The organism is Pseudomonas sp. St316 (genome assembly GCF_018325905.1).
In the GTDB taxonomy this organism is placed as follows: Bacteria; Pseudomonadota; Gammaproteobacteria; order Pseudomonadales; family Pseudomonadaceae; genus Aquipseudomonas.
Genome location: NZ_AP021901.1, coordinates 4,152,734 through 4,173,520, shown reverse-complemented (window position 1 = coordinate 4,173,520; position 20,787 = coordinate 4,152,734). Strand labels below are relative to the sequence as shown.

The 20,787-nt window shown below is 56.9% G+C and carries 16 protein-coding genes and 1 pseudogene; 12 read left to right on the top strand and 5 right to left on the bottom strand.

Features of this window, described 5'->3' with window-relative positions:
• Positions 1-25 precede the first annotated feature (25 nt).
• Positions 26-976 carry an AraC family transcriptional regulator gene (locus KI237_RS18345; RefSeq protein ID WP_212800648.1) on the bottom strand — a complete coding sequence of 317 codons (951 nt, stop codon included), beginning with the start codon at positions 974-976 and terminating at the stop codon, positions 26-28.
• 292 nt (positions 977-1,268) lie between these two features.
• Between KI237_RS18345 and KI237_RS18340 the strand changes: the two genes are divergently transcribed.
• The 5 genes from KI237_RS18340 to KI237_RS18320 are packed head-to-tail and all read left to right on the top strand — an operon-like array spanning position 1,269 to position 6,395.
• Positions 1,269-2,579: an ABC transporter substrate-binding protein gene (locus KI237_RS18340; protein WP_212796451.1), complete on the top strand. Its 1,311-nt coding sequence runs from the start codon at positions 1,269-1,271 to the stop codon at positions 2,577-2,579.
• Between the two features lie 59 nt (positions 2,580-2,638).
• Positions 2,639-3,565: a carbohydrate ABC transporter permease gene (locus tag KI237_RS18335; protein ID WP_013692785.1), complete on the top strand. Its 927-nt coding sequence runs from the start codon at positions 2,639-2,641 to the stop codon at positions 3,563-3,565.
• A 10-nt stretch (positions 3,566-3,575) separates the two neighbouring features.
• Positions 3,576-4,409, top strand: a complete 834-nt coding sequence (locus tag KI237_RS18330) for a carbohydrate ABC transporter permease (RefSeq protein ID WP_013692786.1) — start codon at positions 3,576-3,578, stop codon at positions 4,407-4,409.
• Between the two features lie 57 nt (positions 4,410-4,466).
• Positions 4,467-5,564: an ABC transporter ATP-binding protein gene (locus KI237_RS18325; RefSeq protein WP_201005431.1), complete on the top strand. Its 1,098-nt coding sequence runs from the start codon at positions 4,467-4,469 to the stop codon at positions 5,562-5,564.
• 57 nt (positions 5,565-5,621) lie between these two features.
• Entirely contained in the window at positions 5,622-6,395 is a 774-nt protein-coding gene (locus tag KI237_RS18320) for an L-iditol 2-dehydrogenase (protein ID WP_201005429.1), read from the top strand.
• A 187-nt stretch (positions 6,396-6,582) separates the two neighbouring features.
• Here KI237_RS18320 and KI237_RS18315 read toward each other — a convergent pair whose 3' ends face one another.
• Genes KI237_RS18315 through KI237_RS18300 form a run of 4 tightly spaced genes read right to left on the bottom strand, consistent with a single transcriptional unit; the run spans position 6,583 to position 10,692 of the window.
• A complete protein-coding gene (locus tag KI237_RS18315) occupies positions 6,583-7,299 on the bottom strand; it encodes an NADPH-dependent F420 reductase (RefSeq protein ID WP_236124252.1) in 717 nt (238 codons plus the stop codon).
• Entirely contained in the window at positions 7,296-8,612 is a 1,317-nt protein-coding gene (locus KI237_RS18310) for an NTP/NDP exchange transporter (RefSeq protein WP_095058133.1), read from the bottom strand. Before KI237_RS18310 ends, KI237_RS18315 begins: the two co-directional genes overlap by 4 nt.
• A 3-nt stretch (positions 8,613-8,615) precedes the next feature.
• Complete coding sequence (locus KI237_RS18305; protein ID WP_249410635.1) at positions 8,616-9,779, bottom strand: MBL fold metallo-hydrolase; 1,164 nt, start codon at positions 9,777-9,779, stop codon at positions 8,616-8,618.
• 22 nt (positions 9,780-9,801) lie between these two features.
• Positions 9,802-10,692, bottom strand: a complete 891-nt coding sequence (locus tag KI237_RS18300) for an SDR family NAD(P)-dependent oxidoreductase (RefSeq protein WP_201005425.1) — start codon at positions 10,690-10,692, stop codon at positions 9,802-9,804.
• A 188-nt stretch (positions 10,693-10,880) separates the two neighbouring features.
• Here KI237_RS18300 and KI237_RS18295 point away from each other — a divergent pair, with 188 nt between their 5' ends.
• From KI237_RS18295 to adeC, 7 genes and pseudogenes are all read left to right on the top strand, one after another.
• Positions 10,881-11,768, top strand: coding sequence for a LysR family transcriptional regulator (locus KI237_RS18295; protein WP_212796450.1), 888 nt, complete (start codon positions 10,881-10,883; stop codon positions 11,766-11,768).
• 160 nt (positions 11,769-11,928) lie between these two features.
• Positions 11,929-12,282, top strand: a complete 354-nt coding sequence (locus KI237_RS18290; RefSeq protein WP_079302510.1) for a cyclophilin-like fold protein — start codon at positions 11,929-11,931, stop codon at positions 12,280-12,282.
• A 102-nt stretch (positions 12,283-12,384) separates the two neighbouring features.
• Positions 12,385-13,290, top strand: coding sequence for a LysR family transcriptional regulator (locus KI237_RS18285; protein WP_013692795.1), 906 nt, complete (start codon positions 12,385-12,387; stop codon positions 13,288-13,290).
• Positions 13,291-13,341: 51 nt separating this feature from the next.
• Positions 13,342-14,519 (top strand): annotated as a pseudogene (locus KI237_RS18280) (XdhC family protein).
• Between the two features lie 430 nt (positions 14,520-14,949).
• On the top strand, positions 14,950-16,098 hold the full coding sequence (locus tag KI237_RS18275; protein ID WP_212800646.1) for an efflux RND transporter periplasmic adaptor subunit: 1,149 nt from the start codon (positions 14,950-14,952) through the stop codon (positions 16,096-16,098).
• 3 nt (positions 16,099-16,101) lie between these two features.
• Entirely contained in the window at positions 16,102-19,257 is a 3,156-nt protein-coding gene (locus tag KI237_RS18270; protein WP_212796449.1) for an efflux RND transporter permease subunit, read from the top strand.
• Positions 19,254-20,678 carry an AdeC/AdeK/OprM family multidrug efflux complex outer membrane factor gene (gene adeC, locus KI237_RS18265; RefSeq protein ID WP_212796448.1) on the top strand — a complete coding sequence of 475 codons (1,425 nt, stop codon included), beginning with the start codon at positions 19,254-19,256 and terminating at the stop codon, positions 20,676-20,678. Before KI237_RS18270 ends, adeC begins: the two co-directional genes overlap by 4 nt.
• Positions 20,679-20,787: the final 109 nt, after the last annotated feature.

The window sequence follows — 20,787 nt, the reverse complement described above, 5'->3', positions numbered from 1 at the left end:
GTGCGTCACATCGATAGGCGCGGTCTCACCGCACCTGCGTGATCGGTAGTGATGGGTGAAGACTGTCTCGGTTGAAGAGCTTCACGGCAGTGGTACGCCGGTAGTCGCTCGGGGTCTGATGCATTTCATGACGGAAGTGGCGATTGAAATTGGAGACGTTTTCGTAGCCAACCTCGAAGCAGATTTCGGCGACCGAGAGCTGTGTCTGGACGAGTAGCCGACATGCACGCTGGATGCGCAGCTTGCGCATCAGGTCCATGAATCCGTGGCCAGTGATTCGTTTGAAAAAGCGTGAAAAACCTGCCTCGCTCATCCCAACTCGCTCGGCGATGACAGATAGCCGGACGTCGGATGTGAGCTCATTGATCAAGTAGTCGAATGCCTGATTAATTCGCTCCGAGCTGCGTTCGTTCAATGAAGGCGAGTAGCAGGCGCTGGCCAATACCCGAGTTTCTCGCTTTGGCGCCCTTGCAAGAGTGCCTATCAGTTGCAGGAACATGATCAGGCGCTGAAGCCCCGTCGCCTCGCCGATTCCCTCAAGCAGCAAAGCGGCTTCGATGGCCGTCCCCCCAGTAAACTCGATCCCACGTTGTGCCAGCTCAAACAGCGTTTTCAGCTCCGATAGCTCAGGCAATGAGCCTCGGAGGTCGAGCAGGGCAGCGCCATCAAACTGCAGAACTACGTCGCGGCCCACGAGCAGTTCTCCCGGCGCGATATCTCCCATCCAATCATGGGGGAGACCTGGGCCAATAAGTGCGACATGTCCTGCGGTGAAGGGCCCGATGTAATCCCCAGCCAAAAGCTTGCCACTTCCTTGTCGAATCAGGTGGATTTCATATTCCGGATGGTGGTTCCAGCGGGCGAGGGCGTATGGATAGTCGTGCTCGTACCATCGAAAGCTCTGATCGGGTTCAGGAAGGATGACTTCAAGGTCGGCTGGTCGGTGCTCGAACAAAGCAGCGCGGTTGTCAGGCATCTCGTGCCCCTTTTTATAGTTATGCGGTGGATCGAATGCGCCAACCATACGCCGAATTCGTCCGGGACTGCTAGCCCAACTATTGCAGCTGGTTGATACTTTTTTAACCCTTGTGGCAGCCGGTTATCGCGATCAAAAAAGTATCAATTCGGCGTCCGCGATTCGTTTGAGGGCGGGGCGGGTAGGTGATCTAATCAATTCGCCCACCACTGCAATGCGGTCTTGTTTTGCTCACAAGTGGTGAACAACAACAATAATAGCTCCGGTCATCTGGCTTGGAGTGGAGAGCCCCATGAAGATTACGAATGCGCTAATTCTTTCTACTGGTCTGTCATTCGCCCTTGCCAGCCATGCCGCTGAGACGCTGACCATCGCGACGGTCAACAACGGTGACATGATCCGAATGCAACGGCTATCCAAGGTCTTCGAGCAGCAGCATCCCGACATCAAACTGAACTGGGTCGTGCTCGAAGAGAACGTTCTGCGTCAGCGCCTGACCACTGACATTGCCACTCAAGGTGGTCAGTTCGACGTGTTGACCATTGGCACCTACGAGACCCCGATGTGGGGTGCCAAGAACTGGCTAGAGCCGATGAAGGACCTCCCGGCCGGCTACGACGTCGACGATATCTTTCCTGCCGTGCGTCAGGGCCTTTCCGTTAACGATACGCTCTACGCACTGCCGTTCTACGGCGAAAGCACCATCACGTACTACCGCACCGATCTGTTCAAGGCGGCAGGGCTGACGATGCCGGGGCAGCCGACCTGGTCGCAACTGGGCGAGTTCGCTGCCAAGCTCAATGATCCTTCGAAGGATCAATATGGCATGTGCTTGCGTGGCAAATCTGGTTGGGGCGAAAACATGGCCTTGCTTACCACGATGGCCAATGCCTTCGGGGCGCGCTGGTTCGATGAGAAATGGCAGCCTGAACTCAATGGTCCTGAGTGGAAGGCAGCAGCGACGTTTTATGTTGATACCCTGAAGAAATACGGCCCTCCGGGAGTATCCAGTAACGGGTTCAACGAAACACTGGCCCTTTTCAACAGTGGAAAATGCGCGATTTGGGTTGATGCAAGCGTGGCTGGATCTTTCACCACCGATAAGGAGCAGAGCCGTGTGGTGGACAGCGTAGGTTTCGCGCCTGCGCCTATTGAGGTTACCGACAAGGGGTCCTCGTGGTTGTACGCCTGGTCATTGGCAATTCCTGCCACCTCCAAGCACAAAGAGGCAGCCAAATCGTTCGTCACCTGGGCCACCTCCAAGGAGTACATCCAGCTAGTGACCGATAAGGATGGCATCACGAACGTGCCACCCGGTACACGCATCTCGACCTACAGTGACGCTTACCTCAAGGCCGCGCCGTTTGCTCAGGTAACGTTGCAAATGATGAAGCACGCTGACCCGTCGCAGCCTTCAGCCAAACCTGTTCCGTACGTGGGCATTCAATACGTGGTGATCCCCGAGTTTCAGTCGATCGGTACATCGGTAGGCAAGCTTTTCTCCGCAGCATTGACAGGACAAATGTCGGTTGAGCAAGCGCTGGCTTCTGCCCAGTCCACAACCGAGCGCGAGATGAAGCGTGCGGGCTATCCCAAAAAATAAATAGCCCCTTACCTCCGCCGGCTTAGCGCCGGCGGTCACAGCCGCACAGGTAAATAATCATGAACACGTCCATTATTCGAGCCCAGCTTGCGGCCTCGGCGCCATCACGCGCACGCCGTTTGATCAATCCAGGATGGTTTCTGGTGTCGCCATCGGTTGCACTTTTGTTGCTCTGGATGATCGTGCCGCTGGCCATGACCGTTTATTTTTCGGTGATCCGGTACAACCTGCTCAATCCAGGGGAAAACGAGTTCGTTGGCCTGGAGAACTTTGCCTATTTCGTGACAGATTCGGGTTTTCTTCCCGGAGCGCTTAACACGTTGATATTGGTGGGCAGCGTGTTGCTGATCAGCGTGATTTTTGGTGTCTTGATTGCAGCCTTGCTTGAGGCAAGCGAGTTCTTTGGACGCGGCATAGTCAGGGTACTGCTCATTTCGCCGTTTTTTATCATGCCGACCGTGGGTTCGCTGATCTTCAAGAACCTGATCTTCCACCCTGTCTCCGGGATCCTCGCGGCGGTATGGAAGTTCTTCGGGGCACAGCCCGTCGATTGGCTAGCTCATTACCCACTCTTCTCGATCATCGTCATCGTTTCCTGGCAGTGGCTGCCTTTTGCGATCTTGTTGCTGATGACAGCCATGCAGTCGCTCGATCAAGAGCAGAAAGAGGCCGCTCGATTGGATGGGGCGGGTGCCCTGGCCATCTTCTGGCATTTGACCCTGCCACATTTGGCCAGGCCCATCGCGGTGGTGGTGATGATCGAGACGATTTTCCTGCTGTCGGTATTTGCAGAAATCTTCACCACGACAAATGGCGGACCTGGGTTCGCTTCGACCAACCTCGCCTATCTGATCTACAACCAGGCACTGGTGCAGTTCGATGTGGGCATGGCCTCGGCCGGTGGTCTGATTGCGGTGGTGATCGCTAACATCGCGGCGATTGTGCTGGTGCGCATGATTGGCAAGAACCTGACCGACAAAGCCTGAGGACAACGCCATGATGACGCTTAAACAATCCCGGTCTCTGCAAAGCGTACTGCTCGGCACCTTGGCCTGGGTCACCGCTTTGCTGTTGTTCTTTCCGATCTTTTGGATGGTGCTTACCAGTTTCAAGACCGAGATCGACGCCTTCGCTACGCCGCCACAGTTCATCTTCATGCCTACGCTGGAGAATTACTTGCACATCCAGGAGCGCAGTGACTACTTCCACTTCGCGTGGAACTCGGTGCTGATTTCCTTCTCCGCTACAGCGTTGTGCATGCTGATCGCGGTGCCGGCGGCCTACTCAATGGCGTTCTATGAGACCAAGCGCACTAAGCAGACGCTGCTTTGGATGCTATCGACCAAGATGCTTCCTCCAGTTGGGGTGCTCATGCCTATCTACCTTCTGGCGAAGGGGGCGGGGTTGCTGGACACCCGGATCGCGCTGATCGTGATCTACACCCTGATCAACCTGCCCATCGTGGTGTGGATGATTTACACGTACTTCAAAGACATCCCCCGGGAGATTCTGGAGGCGGCCAGGCTGGACGGCGCGACCCTGGGGCAGGAGATGCTGCGCGTGCTGCTGCCCATCAGCAAGGGTGGGCTGGCCTCGACCATGCTGCTGTCGATGATCCTGTGCTGGAACGAGGCCTTCTGGTCGCTCAACCTGACGAGCTCCAGCGCCGCACCTCTGACCGCGCTGATCGCTTCCTACTCGAGCCCTGAGGGTCTGTTCTGGGCGAAGCTTTCCGCGGTTTCCACATTGGCCTGCGCACCTATCTTGATCTTCGGCTGGATCAGTCAGAAGCAATTGGTTCGTGGGCTGTCCTTTGGCGCCGTCAAATGACGACGTCGAGCATTCAATGATTTCGCGAAGGCTCCAATTTCATACAGGACTTTACGCATGGCCACTTTGAAAATAGAAAATCTCAAGAAAGGTTTCGAGGGACTGTCCATCATCAAGGGCATCGATCTCGAAGTTAAGGACAAGGAATTTGTGGTGTTCGTAGGGCCGTCGGGGTGTGGCAAGTCGACCCTGTTGCGCCTGATTGCAGGTTTGGAAGACGTCACGAGCGGCACGATCGAGCTCGACGGCCGAGACATCACTGAGGTGACTCCTGCCAAACGAGACCTGGCCATGGTATTCCAGACCTATGCTCTGTATCCGCATATGACGGTACGCAAGAATTTGTCATTTGCCTTGGATCTGGCCGGTGAGAAGAAGCCGGATGTGGAAAGGAAGGTCGCCGAGGCCGCAAGGATTCTCGAACTTGGTTCTCTGCTCGACCGCAAGCCTAAGCAGTTGTCAGGTGGTCAGCGCCAACGAGTCGCTATTGGGCGTGCGATTGTCCGAAACCCGAAAATTTTCCTTTTCGATGAGCCACTGTCGAACCTTGATGCTGCGCTGCGTGTACAGACGCGCTTGGAGCTGTCCCGACTGCATAAGGAGCTGCAGGCGACCATGATCTACGTGACCCATGACCAGGTCGAAGCCATGACGCTCGCCACCAAGGTCGTTGTGCTGAACGCTGGGCGGATCGAGCAGATTGGTTCGCCGCTCGAGCTCTACCATCACCCTGCCAACCTGTTCGTTGCCGGCTTCCTTGGGACACCAAAAATGGGATTCTTGCAGGCGACTGTGCATGCCGTGCATGCATCGGGGGTGGAGGTTAGATTCGCCTCTGGAACCACTTTGCTCATTCCACGCGACAGCAGTGCGTTGTCGGTTGGGCAATCCGTGACGGTCGGGATACGGCCGGAGCATTTGACCCTGGGCGCTGAAGGCCAAGTGCCGGTCACGACGGATGTCACCGAGCGCCTGGGCAGCGATACCTTCTGCCACGTGAATGTCGATTCAGGAGAAAGTCTGACGGTACGTGTCCAGGGGGATTGCGAAGTGCCGTACGCCGCCCGGCGTTATCTCACCCTCGATGTCGCTCATTGCCATCTATTTGATGAGAGCGGTCTTTCGGTAAGCCCTGCGGCATCACGCGCGGCCTGACTTCCATCACGCGCGCTCTTTCGATGAAGCGCGCCACGAACCACAAAGGTAGATTCAATGAAACGTCTCGAAGGTAAAAGCGCTTTGATCACTGGTTCCGCGCGCGGTATTGGACGCTCGTTTGCCCAGGCCTATATCGGTGAAGGCGCTACGGTCGCTATCGCCGACATCAATTTGGAAAGAGCTCAAGCGACGGCCTCCGAGCTTGGGCCGCAAGCTTACGCGGTGGAGATGGACGTTACCCGCCAGGCGTCCATTGATGCAGCGATCGCCGAGGTCGTTGCCCACGCAGGAAAGCTGGACATCCTTGTGAACAATGCGGCGTTGTTCGATCTTGCACCGATCACCGAGATCACTCGGGAAAGCTACGACAAGCTTTTTGCAATCAATGTCAGCGGGACGCTGTTCACGCTTCAGGCAGCGGCGAAGCAGATGATCAGTCAGGGGCATGGCGGTAAGATCATCAACATGGCCAGCCAGGCGGGTCGCCGCGGTGAGGCGTTGGTAGGCGTCTACTGCGCCACCAAGGCGGCCGTCATCAGCCTTACACAGTCTTCTGGCCTTAACCTCATCAAGCACAAAATCAATGTCAATGCGATTGCCCCGGGGGTTGTCGATGGCGAACACTGGGACGGTGTCGACGCGCTCTTTGCCAAACACGAGAACCGACCCCTGGGTGAGAAGAAGCGGCTCGTCGGCCTTGAGGTTCCGTATGGAAGAATGGGGACGGCAGAGGATCTGGTAGGAATGGCAATTTTCCTGGCGGGCTCGGAGAGCGATTACATCGTTGCACAAACGTACAACGTTGATGGCGGGAACTGGATGAGCTGAGTGCAGTAGGGGGGCGGGTGACAGGAGAGCGGCACATTTTCCGATCACCCGGCGGTTCGATTCAGCTTCCTCGCGATCACACTGCCCGACTCATGAGAGCCTGGCAGTTTGATCCACAGGCCGATTGTTGAGGTGGGAGCTAGCAGCAAGGTTTCTTGCTTATCTGCGCGGCCACCAGAACTCTGCACTACAGGCCGAGGAGGCGGCGCAGTTCCGGTGCGGTCAGATGGGCGCGGAAACCCGGCCTGCCCGGCTGGAACGAGGCGGAGGCAGCCAGGTTGCCCACGACGACTGGGTCGCAACCAGCATCGCGTACCAGGTCGGCGGCGACCCGCAAGGCCTCGGCGTCATCTCCGGCGATGGGCATGCCAATGCGCCCGCCCGCTCGTGAGGCAGACGTTGCCACCACGGTGGCATCGACGGCACTGAATGCGCGCACCAGTCGCGCGCCGATCATGTACTTCGCGACGGTTTGAGCAACGCCCAGGTTGTGCGCTTCGCGGTATACATCGCTGCTGCTTGTGCCCCAAGGATTGGTGGAGTCCAGAACGATCTTGCCGCGGTAGGCACTGTGCAGGTCTCGCCCGACCTGGGGCAGCGCTTCAAATGGAATAGCCAACAGAAGCACGGTGCCGAATTCCGCTGCCGCCATCGGCAGGCCGACCGAAGCGCGTGGCCCTAACTCCTCAACCATGTCTTGCAATTGCTCTGGATGGCGGGAAGAGAACATGACCTCATGTCCAGCCTCGACCCACAGCCGACCTACCGTGCCGCCCAGCGATCCGCTACCGATCACGCCGATGCGTGTTGGCGCGACCGCAAAGGCGCGACTCGCGGGGATGAGCCACGGCAGAGCGGCCAATACGCCAAGGGATTTCACTATGGAGCGGCGGGTAGACTTCATGTCCTGTCCTCAATCAATGATGGTGAGACCGTAGCATCGCGCTGTTCCTGCTTCAGGTGGGTTCGTCCCAACCAGACACTCAAGCCCAGCCAGATAGCTGAGAGGGGGACCGAGATCATGGGAATCTGCGCCAGGGTCAGGCCAAGGCCCATCAGGCTTGCGTATCCCCAACTGGCGATTTGGTCACCGCCACGATAAACGACCGTGTCGATGAAGTTCTTGGCTTTGTAGCGATCTTCACGTGTGCTGGAGGTAAACAGGATTTCCCTGGCGGGTCTGGCCAGTGCGAAGTTCGCTACCCGGCGGGCGACCTGCGCGGCCACGATGACTGCGACGCTAGGGCTGGCGGCCAAGGCAGCGAAGCCGAACAGGCTGACCAGCGGCAGGACACACAGCGTTGCCACGATGCCCGCGGTGGCGATCATCCTGCCGGTGATGAACAGCTGGAATACCAGTGTGATCGCATTGACGATCAGGTCGATATTGGCAAAGAACGCCGTGCGGGCCGCACGATCAGGGAACGAGGACTCGGCGATGCTGGCCTGCTGAAAATACAAGAAAGTCGACGTGACCGAGTACAGCAGAATGAATAGTGCCAACCCGACCAAGTAGGGCGAACGCAACGTGTGGACCATGCCGGTAAAGATGCCGCCACCCAAGGGCTGGTCCGGGTTTTCCTTGAGCGTGGTGTGGCTGAACATCGGAGCAAGGCGAGATAAACGGCGTGATGCAAGTACCGCCACTTCCAGAAACAGGATGGCAATCACCATCAGCCAGGAGCGGTCCAACTGTTGGATCAGGCTGGAAGTGATAGCCGAGCCCAATAGGCCGCCAATCGTTGCTCCTGCCGCGAGTAGCCCGAACAGCCGTTTGCCCTGCTCGCTGTCGAAGATATCCACCATGAAGGACCAGAACACCGAGACGACGAACAGGTTAAACACCGAGACCCAGATGAAAAAGGCACGTCCCAGCCACACCTGCCACTGTGGATCGGCGAGATGCAGCAGCAGTGCAAACAACATCAGGTTGGCAGCGAAGAAGCGATAGGCCACGACGATGAACTGCTTGCGTGGCAGTTTGCGCACGGCCAGCGCGAACAGCGGGCTGGCTACCAGCATCGCCAACAACGTACCAGTGAATAGCCAGGGCAAGTTCTGGACCCCGCCGGCCACACCGAGCTCGTCGCGAATCGGTCGCAACAGGTAATACGCCAGAAACAGCGCGATGACGTAGAGCATCGACCACAGGACTGCGGGAGCTTCTTCGGGGCGCACCTTGGCCTGGCGCTGCAACAGCGATAAGGGAGACTGCACGACTTACTCCTCCCTGGCTCCAGCCGCGAGCTGAGGCGGAGTCTTCGCTGCGTCGTCTTCCCACCATGCCGTGAACGACTGCGCACGGCCGTCAAGGTAGACCGTGCGGCCGATTTCGGGCGTCCACAGCGCGAAGGTTTGCCCCTGACTGGCGACTTGCATGCGCTTGAACGGATCATCCCAATCGTGAGGGGCGATGGAGAAGCGGCCCACATGCGTCTGCATCAGCACTCGGGCGTGCAGGTCCTTGGCTGCCTGCGCGGCCTGTTCCGGATTCATGTGGACATTTGCCCAGCGCGGATCGTACTGACCGGCATCAATGGCGACATAGTCGAACGGACCCATTCGCTGGCCGATCTCGGCAAAGTGCGGGCCATAACCCGAGTCGCCACTGAAAAACAACCGCTGTTCAGGAGACACAAGTGCAAAGCCGACCCACAGCGACTGATCGCGGGTAAAGGTGCGTCCAGAGTAGTGTCGAGCTGTGGTGACGTGGACTCTGACGTTCGGTGTCAGCGCGATGACTTCGTTCCAGTCGGCTTCACGTACGACTCCCATGTCGTAGCCCCAGCGCTCGAAATGAGCGCCTACACCCAACCCCACGATAACCTTTCTGACTTTGGGCTCAAGCGCCTGAACGGTTGGATAGTCCAAGTGATCGTAATGATCGTGGCTGATCAACAAAGCGTCGATCTCGGGTATGTCATCGGCCGTGTAGAGGCTGGTGCCCTCGAATGCCTTGTTCACTCCGGGGATCGGCGCGGCGTAAGTGCTGAACACCGGATCGATCAGGATGCGTTGTCCGCCCAGTTGCACGAAGTAGGAGGAATGGCCCAGCCAAACGACTATATCCTGTGTAGGGTCGAGTGCTTTGAGGTCGGTCTTGACGGCGGGAATCGGGCTTGGCGGTCGAGGCTGCCCCTCTTCCCCGAAAAGGGTCTGCATCCACATCGATATCTCGGATTGGTCCGTGGTCTTCATGGGCGTGTCGATCTGGTTGCGGAACACTCCGTCGGCATGATTGGGCGAGTGTTCGATGCGCGTCAGCCGCTCGCCGCTGGGCAGGTCGCCGAAGACCGGGTGCTGTAAATAGGCGAAGGCGCCAACGATGCCTAGCAGAGCGATACCGACAACGGCCATGAGAAGACGACCCCAGAATAATTTCATGCAGTAGTTACCGTGGAGGTGGTCACGACAGGTTCGTGCCGCTGGCGCGCGTGAGTTCAGCCAGCAGCAAATCTTGGAATCGGGAGTCTTGGACCGCGGAATGCGGCTGTTCGCGTTGCTGATGGTGCCAATAGCCGCCGCTGGTGAGTGCCTCAGGATCATTGCTGGTGGCAAGCCATTCCTGGGTCAGGTGTCCCAGGCGCAGATCGTCAGGTGCGTTGGGACCTCCCATCTTCGTTGGGACCCAGCCCGGATCGACCGCATTACTGAGGACGTCGGGGTACAACCGCGCAACGGCTGCTGCGAGTGCGGTTACAAAGAGCTTGCTGTCCGAGTAGCTGCCTGTGGGGGTGCTGCCCGACCAGTCCAATCCCGTCAGGCTGGCTCGTCCCCCCCTATGCATGCTGCTACTCAGGTAGATCAGACGCTTGGGGCGCTGAATCAGGGCCGTGAGCATATAGGGGGCGACGACGTTGACGACCAGCAGTTGCGCCCCGCTGAGGATGCCAGCGTTGTGGACAATGGCATCCATCGCGCCGATGGCATTGACCTGACGGGCAAGGTCGCGAATCTGTTCAAGATCGCCCAAGTCGCCGACTGTGGCGATGGCGCCCTGGTCCACCAGTTCTTGCACGGCAGACAACCGGGCAGGGGAGCGCACATGCACGACAACCTCGTGGCCTTGGGCAAGCAGGGTCTTGGCGGTGGCATGGCCCAGTCCATCGGCCGAGCCGGTAATGAATACGCGGGCTTTGCCGCTTGCACTGTTGTCCCGTTGTGCGTTGGACGCGGGAGCCTCCCTTCGGGAATTGGTTGGGGCCTCTGCCCAGGATGCCGTTGCTTCCAGAAGTGAGCCTGCGATCAACGCCGAACCCAGTCCGGCGCCTCTGATGAGAAAGTCTCTACGATCCATGCACGTCCCCTCGGGTCGCTTCGCGCCTCTCGTCCCAAGCGCCATGGCGATCGCTCGCGCTGAATATAACGAAGGGTTGGTTAAAAAGAGGTTGTTAATGTAACCGGCCCCCTTCGGCGCGACTAGCTAATCAGTCCTTAAAGGGGCTATAAGGCCTGCTAATTAATGATTTATGAGAGACTTGGGCGATGGTCAGACGTAACCTCAATGATCTCTTATCGTTCGTAACGATTGCCCGTGAAGGCAGCTTCACGCGGGCAGCTTCCGTACTGGGCGTGACTCAATCTGCCCTCAGCCAGGCAATGAGCGGGTTAGAGGCCAGGCTGGAGATTCGCTTGCTTACACGAACCACCCGTAGCGTATCGCCTACGGCAGCGGGCGAGCGTTTACTAAAAGCCATTGGTCACCGCTTTGACGAAATCGAGGCAGAACTCGACGAACTGACCGAGATGCGCGATAAACCCGCCGGCACCGTGCGCATCACCTGTGGTGAGCACATTCTTCGAGCACATTTGCTTCCCAAGCTCACGCCGCTTTTGCTCGATTATCCGGATATCAAGATAGAGTTCGATATCAATTATGGTTTTCGAGACATCGTCGCCGACCGTTTCGATGCAGGCGTGCGTATGGGCGATACCATCGACAAGGATATGGTTGCGGTACCCATCGGTCCTCAACTGCGCATGGCCGCTGCGGCCTCCCCGATGTATTTCGAAAGGCATCCAACGCCCAAAAATCCACGGGACCTGCTAAAGCACAGTTGTATCAATCAGCGTATGCAAACAGCAGGGGGGCTATACGTTTGGGAGTTTGAGCGTCGTGGCCAACTGTTAAACGTACGAGTGGATGGCCAGCTCGTTTTCAACACCTCTCCCAGCATGGTGGATGCAGCCTTGGCCGGCCTGGGCATCGCCTATCTTCCTGAAGAAGAATTCGCACCGCATCTGGAAAATGGCCGCCTGGTTCGTGTGCTGGAAGATTGGTGTGCCCCCTTCCCGGGGTACCATTTGTATTACCCAAGTCGCAGGCAGCCGTCGCGGGCCTTCACGCTGGTTATGAATGCACTGCGTGTGTAAGGACGATTGATAAATCTCATTCATGACTTCAATCGCTGCGAGGTATTTCAGTTTTTCTGTCAGCTGATACCTTCTGGCGGGAAAGCAATTTGGCTGTCAGATCAATTCGGGTCGGGGGTAGGGCGTGCCCCGCAGCCCATCGGAGCAAAGTGGAGCAACTATGAAAATACGCATCGATGTTTCAGGCGGTCCGGTTACGGCAACGCTCGACAACAACGATTCCTCCATAGATTTCGTTAAACAGCTGCCGATGAAACTGACACTGGACGACTACGCCTCGACCGAGAAGATCAGCGTACTGCCCGAGCCATTATCGACACAGGGCGCGCCAGCTGGGTTCACGCCTTCGGCGGGTGACATTGCCTTCTATGCGCCTTGGGGAAATCTCGCCATTTTTCATAAAGGGTTCAAGTATTCGAGCGACCTTATCAAACTCGGCAGGATTGATTCCGGCCTGGGAATACTCGCGCGTCCTGGGTCCCTTGAAGTAACGATCACCTTGGTCGATGAGTGATACTCCAAAACAGTCAGAACCACGCCGGCAAAAACTGTCTGTGGCGCAGGGGGCGGGAGAGGTCCTTTCGTTCATACGTTTCACACCAATGGCAGAGAACTCATGCAGCTGACTCGTGCCAACTTTGGCGATTTTATCTACTTTTTAGCTGTCGCCCGCCATTCCAGCTTCAGTCGTGCGGGTGTTGAAGTAGGGATAAGTGCATCTGCGCTGAGTCATGCGATCAAGGGGCTGGAGGCGAGATTGGGGGTTCGTTTGCTCAATCGCACGACCCGCAGCGTCACCCTGACGGCAGCCGGTGAGGAACTGCTGGCATTGATAAGCGAACCTGTCGACAAAATCGACCAGGCTATTGAGTTGTTGAATAAGTTCCGTGATGAGCCCACTGGTCGTATACGGCTGAATGTTTTCAGTGACGCGGCGCTCCTTTTGTTGGCACCTGTTTTATCGACATTTGCTCATCGTTATCCCGATATCGAAGTGGAAGTCTCAACCACCAACAGTATGGTGGACATTGTTGAAGGAGGCTTCGACGCTGGGATCAGGTACGGCGCTACCGTACCTGAAGGCATGATTGCCCAAAGCCTTTCCCCCCCTGTTCGATGGGTCGTGGTAGGAACCCCCGATTACCTCGACCGATGTGGCATGCCGCTGCATCCCGAGGATTTGAAACAGCACAGTTGTTTAAGGTTTCGGCTAGGCAACGGCCGGATGTACAACTGGGAGTTTGAGAAAGAGGGTGAAAAATTAGAGATCCCAGTGTCCGGTAATGTGGTGCTGGATGAGACGCGGATGATGCTCGCCATGGTCACCCAGGGCGCCGGGCTGACTTATTGTGCCGAACCCATTGTCGCGCCGCTTATAGCAGAAGGAACGTTACAAGTGGTTTTGGAGGATTGGGTCAGTGTCGGTCCAGGCTTCCATATCTATTACTCAAGCTACCGGCAGGTGCCGATCACGCTACGTTTGCTGATCGACTTGATCAGAGAGTTGCGCCCGCTTGGATAGTTGGCGATCGACAGCGACTTCGCCGGATTCGCTTTGGGAGAGATATCTGATATGTCCAGTTTGAACGCATTGCTCGATGCCATCCAGGCCGAGCAGAACGAGGGTCGAGAGTCTGTACTCGCCACCGTTGTGAAAGTCGAGGGTTCGGCGTATCGCCGTCCGGGGGCGCGCATGCTCGTTTCACAATATGGACGTCCGGAGGGCACTATCAGTGGTGGCTGTTTGGAGGCTGATGTGGTGCGAAAGGCTTGGTGGCTAAGTGAGTCGGGCCCTGTGATTCGTAGCTACAGCACGGCTGAGGCCACAGACGAAGAGGGCGGTGAAGAGTCCCTTGGTTTCGGGCTGGGCTGCAACGGCAAGGTGTATGTGTTGTTTGAGCGAATACCAGTTGCAAAGCAATGCGCTGTGCTTGATGCGTTACGCAAAGTAAGAAACAACCAGAGACCCGTGGCGATCGCAACGGTAATAGCGGGCTCACGCAATAGCCGTGCAGATGTTGGAGACCGTGTGTTCCTGGAATCTGGCGCAGCGCCCTTCGGGGGACTCTACCATCCTGCACTGAACGAGCGAATTACCGCTGATCTGCGTCTCACATTGGACCAGCAAAAATCTACGCGGCAACGCTATACCGAAGGCTACGCAGAGGTAGAGGTTTTTCTAGAATACGTCGCGCCACCACCGCGTCTGATGATCTTTGGGGCGGGCCATGATGCGCAGCCGTTGGTACGGATCGCAAAAATCTTGGGGTGGCATGTCACCGTTGTTGATAGTCGCCCACATTTTGCCCGTCCGGAACGTTTTCCCGAAGCGGATCGGGTGTTGAGCGCCGATATAGGCGGGCCTTTCGAATTTCGAAAGTTCGTGGAGGGGGCGTGTGTGGCGGTAATGTCCCATAGCCTGAGCCAGGATGCGCATTGGTTGAAAGGCGCGTTACAAGGTAATCCCCGTTACATCGGTCAGCTCGGGCCGCGTGATCGGACCGAGCGTCTGCTTGATGAAATAACGCGACAGACAAACAGCCTGCCTGCGCTGGACCGATTGCACTATCCAATGGGATTGGATTTGGGGGGGACACCCCTGAAAGTGTAGCGATGGCGGTGCTTGGGGAGATGCAGGCCGTCCTGAATGGGCGAGCGGGTGGAAGTCTGAAGTTGCGGACGTCAACGATCCACGAAACTGGTCAGCTTGAGCCCAGATGTTCCCGTGAATTATCCATGGCAGAGTCGTAGAAGACTTGAGTTGGAAGCTCCTGCAGGATATGAGCCTCGCCGATGCGCTGCACGCATTAGAGGCCAAAGCTGATCAAAACTCACTAATCGAAATGCTGTCCTGCGTTAATCGCTGGATATAGAGCGTTGTGAGTAATCTGCAAAATTCTGAAACCATTTTATTGCTGAATATCACTCATTGGTGATTTCAGTAAAGTCGGGCTAATCCTCAGGCCCCTCGATTGTTAGCATGCCTACATAACAATCCAATGCGCAGCGCATTGGCTCATCGGGTTTATTAACCCGGTCAATAAGCTTGATCTTCGCACCGCGCTTCTTGCGCGTACTTGCCGAACTCTTTCTCCCATTGCCACCAGCAGCTGTTTCAGCCTGTGCTGCGGCAGTTTGCAAACTCATGCGCGCATTTTTCAGCGCTGTGTTCGAGGACTTTATGCCATTCAAGCCTATCTATCCTGCTTTGGTAACCGCCATTGCTTTTGCCACGATGCTCAGTGGATGCAACAACGAGCAGGCTGCTACTGCGCCGGTGCAAGCCCCCCAAGTCAGCGTGGTGACCCTGAAACCTCAGGCTGTGACCTTGTTTAACGACCTGCCCGGGCGTACCAGTGCCTATCGACTTGCTGAGGTTCGGCCGCAGGTGGATGGCATCGTCCTGAAACGCTTGTTCAAGGAAGGCGCGGATATCAAGGCTGGTCAGCAGCTTTATCAGATCGATCCATCAACTTACGAGGTGACGCTCGCCAGTGCGCAGGCCAGTTTGGAGCAATCTCGCTCGCTGACCACCCGGTATCGGCAACTGATCGATGAGCAGGCGGTGAGCAAGCAGGAGTATGACACTGCTCGATCTCAGCAGATGCAGGCAGAGGCACAAGTCAAGGGCGCCCAGATCAATCTGAGATATACCAAAATGTTCGCGCCCATCAGCGGGCGAATTGGACGTTCGGCTGTGACCGAAGGTGCGCTAGTTTCTAATGGCCAAGCAGCCCCCCTTGCGATTATCCAGCAACTCGACCCCATTTATGTCGATGTCACTCAGCCTTATGGCGAGGTGCTCAAACTGCGTCGGGCTCTTGAAAGCGGGCAGTTGCAGAAAACTGCTGATAAGGCTGCGAAAGTTAGCCTGACACTTCAGGACGGTAGCCAGTATCCGCTGCAGGGTTCGCTGGAGTTTTCAGAAGTCTCGGTCGACGAAGCAACCGGCTCGGTCACCCTGCGCGCCGTGTTCCCCAACCCCGATCACTTGCTGCTGCCCGGGATTTTTGTGCATGCGCGGTTGCAGGAGGGGGTCGCCGAGCAGGCCATTCTTGCTCCACAGATTGGTGTGACCCGGGATCTCAAGGGCACCCCGACCGCCATGGTCGTTACCGCCGATAACAAAGTCGAGCAACGCCAGCTCAAGGTTGGCCGCACCGTCGGTGCGAATGTGCTGGTGGAAAGCGGCTTGCGCGCCGGGGAAAAAATCATCGTCGAAGGGCTTCAGTTCATTAAGCCGGGGATCACCGTGGTCGCTCAGGAAGCGATGACAGATGAGGCGAACAGAGCCCCTGTAGCGCTAAACACCAGCGCTAAGGCGGAGTAGACCATGTCGAAGTATTTTATTGATAGACCGATCTTCGCGTGGGTGCTTGCACTGATCATCATGCTCGTTGGGGCATTGTCGATCCTCAATTTGCCGATCAATCAGTACCCTGACATCGCACCACCCGCTGTCGCGATTCAGGTTTCTTATCCCGGTGCTTCCGCGCAGACAGTGCAAGATACGGTCGTGCAAGTGATCGAACAGCAGATGAACGGCATCGACAACCTTCGCTACATCTCTTCGGAGAGTAACGCCGATGGCAGCATGCGAATCATCGTTACTTTCAACCAGGGCACCAACCCTGATATTGCCCAGGTTCAGGTGCAGAACAAGCTGAACCTAGCCACGCCGCTGTTGCCGCAGGAAGTGCAGCAGCAAGGGCTGCGCGTCACAAAATTCCAACAGAATTTCATGATGTTCATCGGTCTGGTTTCCACCGATGGAAAACACACCAAGGAGGACCTATCCAACTACATCGTCTCAAATATCCAGGACCCGATTTCGAGGACTTCAGGTGTTGGCGACTTTCAGATTTGGGGCACGCAATACGCCATGCGAGTCTGGCTGGACCCGGCCAAACTGAACCAGTTCCAGTTGACGCCAGTCGACGTGACCGAGGCGATTGAGGCGCAGAACGTACAGGTGGCTTCGGGCACGATCGGTGGTCTTCCTGCGCGCAAAGGTACGGTGTTTACCGCAACTATCATCGGCAAGACGCGACTGCAGACCTCCGAGCAATTTGGTGACATTTTGCTTAAGGTCAATAGCGACGGCTCCCAGGTGCGCCTGAGTGATGTGGCTGATATCAGTTTGGGCGGTGAAAACTACAGCATCAACGCCCAAGCCAATGGCAAGCCTGCCTCGGGTATCGCCATCCGCTTGGCCACAGGCGCCAACGCCCTTGATACCGCCAAGGCGATTCGCGCCACGGTCGACCGACTGAAACCATTCTTCCCGGCCGGAATTGAAGCGGTGTACCCGTATGACACGACGCCGGTGGTCACCGAATCCATCAGCGGAGTGATGCATACACTGGGCGAGGCGGTGGTTCTGGTCTTTCTGGTCATGCTGCTTTTTTTGCAAAATCTGCGCGCCACCATCATTACGACGTTGACAGTGCCCGTTGTGTTGTTAGGTACCTTCGGCGTCCTTGCCGCAGCCGGCTTCTCTATCAATACCTTGACCATGTTCGGCATGATCCTGGCGATTGGATTACTCGTCGACGATGCGATTGTGGTGGTTGAAAACGTCGAACGGGTGATGGCGCAGGAGCACCTGTCACCCAGGGAGGCCACGCGCAAATCGATGGGGCAGATCCAGGGAGCGCTGGTGGGTATTGCCTTGGTGCTTTCGGCGGTGCTGTTGCCCATGGCTTTCTTTGGTGGCTCCACTGGCGTGATCTACCGGCAGTTCTCGATCACTATCGTATCGGCCATGGCGCTTTCGGTATTTGTTGCTTTGGTATTCACCCCGGCGCTTTGCGCCACGCTGCTCAAGCCCATCGATCCGACAAAGCACGGTCAGCCCAAGCGCGGTTTTTTTGGATGGTTCAACAGACGGTTCGATGCCTGCGTCAACGGATATGAGCAGGGCGTAGGCCAGATCATCCGGCATAGGGTGCCGGGCTTTATGGTTTACCTGGTAATCGTCGCCGGCACGATCTGGATGTTCGCCCGGATACCGACCTCGTTCCTGCCCGATGAAGACCAGGGTTTGATTTTCACGCAGGTGCAGACGCCGGCCAACAGCTCGGCTGAGAGCACGCAAAAAGTGCTTGATCGCATGACTCAATACCTGCTGGACAAAGAGCACGGAGAAGGTAAAGCCGTTGCTACAGTGTTCACTGTTAACGGCTTCAATTTTGCGGGCCGCGGGCAGAATTCAGGGATCGCGTTCGTCAACCTGAAGCCATGGGATGAACGAGACAGTGACAATACTGTGTTCAAAATTGCCCAGCGTGCCCAGCAAGAGTTCCTGAAGTACCGCGACGCCCTGGTATATGCGGTGGTTCCGCCATCGGTACTGGAGTTGGGTAACGCCACCGGCTTCGATTTCTACCTGCAGGACCAAGATAGCGTGGGTCATCAAAAACTCATGGAGGCACGCGGCAAGTTTCTTGAGCTAGCTGCCCAGAGCCCGGTCCTCGCTGGCGTTCGCCCAAACGGCTTGGCCGACGAGCCACAGTACCACCTGACCATCGACGACGAGCGTGCACGGGCGATGGGCATTTCTCTGGCCGATATCAACACCACGCTGTCAGTGGCATACGGCAGTAGTTATGTGAACGATTTCGTTGATCGCGGCCGAGTTAAGCGGGTTTATGTACAGGGTCAACCTGACTCGCGCAGCACCGCAGAGGATCTGAGTAAATGGTTCGTGCGTAACAACCAAGGTCAGATGGTCCCGTTCTCGGCATTTGCGAGTGCCGAGTGGATCTTCGGCTCACCAAAACTGTCACGCTACAACGGCGTCCCTGCCGAGCAAATTCTTGGGACTCCCGCCCCGGGTTACAGCTCTGGCCAGGCGATGGCGGAAGTCGAGCGAATTGCAGCGCAACTGCCGCCCGGCGTAGGCATCTCTTTTACCGGGTTGTCCTATGAAGAGCGTCTTTCAGGATCACAAGCGCCGGCTCTGTATGCGCTGTCGATTCTCGTCGTGTTTCTATGTCTGGCGGCACTCTATGAAAGCTGGTCGATTCCGATTGCGGTCATCTTGGTCGTGCCTCTTGGGGTAATCGGCGCGCTGATGGCCACGGCATTGCGGGGACTGTCCAACGACGTGTTCTTCCAAGTGGGTCTGTTGGTGACGGTGGGGTTGGCGGCGAAGAATGCGATCCTGATCGTCGAGTTTGCCAAGGAATTGAATGAGAAAGGTCAACCGTTGCTTGAAGCGACGGTCGAGGCTTGTCGTATGCGTCTGCGTCCGATCGTCATGACGTCCTTGGCATTCATTCTCGGTGTGCTGCCTCTGACCATTTCCAGCGGAGCCGGCTCTGGCAGTCAGCACGCCATCGGCACGGGGGTGATCGGCGGCATGATAACGGCCACCGTTCTGGCGATTTTTTGGGTTCCCCTGTTCTTCGTTTCCGTTTCAACCTTGTTTAAAGGCAGCCGCAAGAAGCAGGACGAAACTGCTATGCGTGAGGAGGCAGGCCAATGACTCGCTCTTTAATCGGTCTCGCGATCAGCGCCGCTGTTCTGAGTGGTTGCTCACTGATCCCTGAGTATCAGCGACCGCAGGCTCCAGTTGCGGCGCAATATCCGCAGGGTTCTGCCTATCAGGCAACCAACGCTGCCGACCAGGCCGCTGTGGAGCAGGGGTGGCGCGAGTTTTTCCACGATCCGGCATTGCAGCGATTGATCCAGACCGCCTTGATCAATAATCGTGACCTGAAGGTCGCGGCACTGAACGTTGAGGCGTACCGGGCGCAATACCGAATCCAGAGAGCTGACCTGTTTCCGGCGATTGGCGCCAACGCCAGCGGAACACGGCAGCGACTGCCGAGCGCTCAGACGCAGTCCGGTCAGGCCAGTATTTCCAGTCAATATGACGTCAACCTGGGAATCAGTTCGTACGAGTTGGATCTGTTTGGTCGCATCGCCAGTCTCAGCCAGCAGGCACTGGAAACTTATCTGTCTACCGCCCAGGCCCGACGCTCGACCCAGATCAGCATCGTTGCGAGCGTGGCCAATGCCTATCTCACCTGGCAAGCCGACCGTGAATTGCTCAAGCTCACCGAGAACACGCTAGGCGCCTACGAGGAGAGCTTACGTCTGACCACCCGCAGCAATCAGGTGGGTGTGGCTTCGGCGCTTGATCTCGCACAGGCGCGTACCTCGGTGCAAGGTGCGCGGGCGAGCCTGGCAAACTACCAGCGCCGAGTAGCCGAAGACGAGAATGCTTTGGTGCTTCTTCTCGGTACAGGACTGCCCGCCGATTTGCCGGAGCCACAGTCCTTGGATGGCGACCTGCTGGCCAACGTACCGGCTGGTCTGCCCAGTGATTTACTCAACCGTCGCCCCGATATCCTCGCCGCCGAGCATACGCTCTTGGCCGCTAACGCTAACATCGGCGCGGCGCGGGCGGCGTTTTTCCCTAGCATCAGCCTTACGGCAAATGCCGGCACCTCGAGCGCGAATCTGGATGGGTTGTTCAAGAGCGGCTCAGGCAGTTGGGCGTTTAGCCCTACCATCAGCTTGCCGATTTTCAACGCAGGCGCGTTACGCTCCAGCCTGAATTACTCGGAGATTCAGAAAGATATTGGCGTGGCCAACTATGAGAAAGCTATCCAGACCGCTTTCCAGGAAGTCTCCGACGGATTGACCGCACGTAAAACCTACGTCGATCAGTTGCAGGCACAGAATGACCTCGTCAACGCCAGCCAGGATTACTATCGGCTTGCCGAGCGTCGCTATCGAATCGGCGTGGACAGCCACCTGACCTTTTTGGACGCGCAGCGCTCGCTGTTTAGCAACCAACAAAGGCTGATCAACGATCGTCTTGCGCAGTTGCAGGCTGAAGTGAACTTGTATCGTGCACTGGGTGGTGGATGGGACGAGCGGGGCATGCACAAACTCTGAGGACGACGACTAAACAAAAGCGCCCGGCGATAGGCCGGGCGTTTTTTGTTTCAGCGTGGAGTGAAACTGTCATGATTGCTGTGTACTTACGGGGGCGCTGTTACCTGCT